The sequence below is a fragment of the Ideonella sp. genome, from assembly GCF_035254525.1.
Lineage (GTDB): Bacteria > Pseudomonadota > Gammaproteobacteria > Burkholderiales > Burkholderiaceae_C > Ideonella.
Window position 1 is genome coordinate 1 of the sequence record NZ_DATFAN010000018.1, and the last position, 2,028, is coordinate 2,028.

3 protein-coding genes are annotated in these 2,028 nt (G+C 67.8%); 2 read left to right on the plus strand and 1 reads right to left on the minus strand.

Annotated features, from left to right (window positions below; all coding sequences use genetic code 11):
* A partial coding sequence (locus VJ693_RS01755; protein ID WP_324151744.1) for a ParA family protein occupies nt 1–644 on the minus strand: 644 nt, incomplete at its 3' end.
* A gap of 580 nt (nt 645–1,224) precedes the next feature.
* Here VJ693_RS01755 and VJ693_RS01760 point away from each other — a divergent pair.
* Nucleotides 1,225–1,668, plus strand: a complete 444-nt coding sequence (locus VJ693_RS01760) for a hypothetical protein (protein ID WP_324151745.1) — start codon at nt 1,225–1,227, stop codon at nt 1,666–1,668.
* A gap of 72 nt (nt 1,669–1,740) precedes the next feature.
* Nucleotides 1,741–2,028: TrbC/VirB2 family protein (locus tag VJ693_RS01765; RefSeq protein WP_324151746.1), on the plus strand; the 288-nt coding region annotated here is incomplete at its 3' end.

Sequence of the window (2,028 nt, forward strand, 5' to 3'; positions counted from 1 at the left end):
GCCTCGGGAATCGCCGAGCGCGTCGAGATCTTGGCCGGGATGACGAACTGCTCGTAGTGCGTCAGCAGATCGGCCAGGGCCTGCCGCTGCCGCGCCGAATGCGCATTGAAGCGGTTGGCGATGATGCCGGCGAGCTTGAGCTGCGGGTTGTACTTCTGCCGCACGCCGAACACCGTCTTGAGCATGTCGGTCACGCCGTCGACTGAATACTCTTCCAGCTCGATCGGACACGCCACATGGGTGGCGGCGATGAGCGCCGCGCTCATGCGGAGTCCCAAGGCCGGCGGCGTGTCGATCACGCAGGTGTCGAAGCGGGACGCCAGCGCCTCCATGTGCTGCCGAAACGCCGGGATCACGACATCCGGGCGGGCGCGCTCCAGATCGACCAGCGAGCGCGATCCCGCAAACAGCACCGCCGACCCAGCGCTGGCCGCCGGCACCGCGATCTCGGCCGGCTCGAACAAGGCCGTGGACGGGATGCCACTGCTGAAGGCCTGCAGCGTCTTGGACGAATTGCGCTGGCTGTCCAGGTCGACCACGGCCACCCGCTCGCCGCGCTTTTCGGCGAGCCAGTGGGCGTAGAGCACCGTCAGCGTGCTCTTGCCGGGGCCGCCTTTCTGGTTGGTGAAGACGATCACGCTCATGCTGGCGACCCGGCCGCAGGGCAACCGCCGTGCCCACCCGACTCCCAAACTCTTGCAATAGCCAAACCGCCAAAGAGTCGATTCAATGGCCATTCTTGTGTCGCTATTCGCACAAACATGAAAGCCGCTGCTAACATCGTGTCGCTCCGATCGCGGGTCCGCGCCGTCTGCCGACCGATGCAACCCGTGGCGCAGCAGAGGCTAGACAACGAAACTATAGAATTCTATATAGACAATTTAGGCTATAGATTTCTTGATTTCAAGCCAAACGCTGCCTATAACTGGCCCATGGACGCGATCGAGCTTCAGCGCCGTCACCCAGGGCCAAGCCACCCAGCGGCGCGCCGCGGGTGTGCGGCCGCCAAACCGCTGCCGGCAACAGGGCAGCACGAGCCCTCGCCAGGCCGCCAGGCCGATCGACCAGGGCCCGAGCGCGAAGCTCGCGCCCTTCACGACAAGGACTGGAACCACGTGCTCCAGAAACGCGTGAGGCACCGCCTCACCGGGTAGCACCTCCACCACCGGGGCATGTAGAACCCCGAGGGTCACTCGAGTCGGCGCTTAAGCAGGAGAGGAGCGCATGAGTGAGTTCCAAGGCGCCGCCGCGCTGGCCGCGGCGTGCATGGCAACGCTTTGCCCGAACGCGGCGCAGGCCGCACCACCGATCCACGACGCCGTCGTGGCGCCGGCCCAGCAAGCCACCCGCGACGACGAGCGCGTTCGCATCCTTCAAGACGAGCTCGCCCAGGAACAGATCCGGTTCGCAGAGGCCGACCGCCGGCATGCGCAGCGATTGGCCCAAGGTGACGACCGCGGCGCCCAGGAGGCCGAGCAGGCGCGCTCACGTGCGGCCAAGGACCTCGCTGCCCTGAAACGCGAGCTGGAAGCCGCACAGCAACAGGCCGAGCCACCGGCTCGGCCCCTGCTCCATCAGCGCGCGCACCCGCCGCCCGGCGACCCGACCGGCGCGCCGCGCTGGTGGGACGTCTATGCCAAGCGGCCCGCCGCAGCGGCCGGTCGGTAGACAGCGATGTCCCACGCCGCTCTCTCTTCACCACGCACCGCCCACGGTGCCCTTCCCCAAGGAGACCCTGCCATGACCCTTTGCCATGCGAACTCGCCCCTTGCCCGTGCCGCCACCTTCCTGTTCGTCGCGCTCGCCGCGGCGCTGCCCGTCGCCGCCTTCGCCGACAGCCCGTTCTCGACCGGCGCGTCCGCGTTGCCGGCGCAGGTGCTCGTCATCCTCACACCGCTGGCCGCCGTGGCGGTGATGGGCAGTGGCGCGCTCGCCTGGTTCGGGCGCATCAGCTGGATGTGGTTCATCGGCGCGATCCTGGGCACCGTGCTGGTCTTCGGCGCGCCGCAGATCGTCACCTGGATCCGC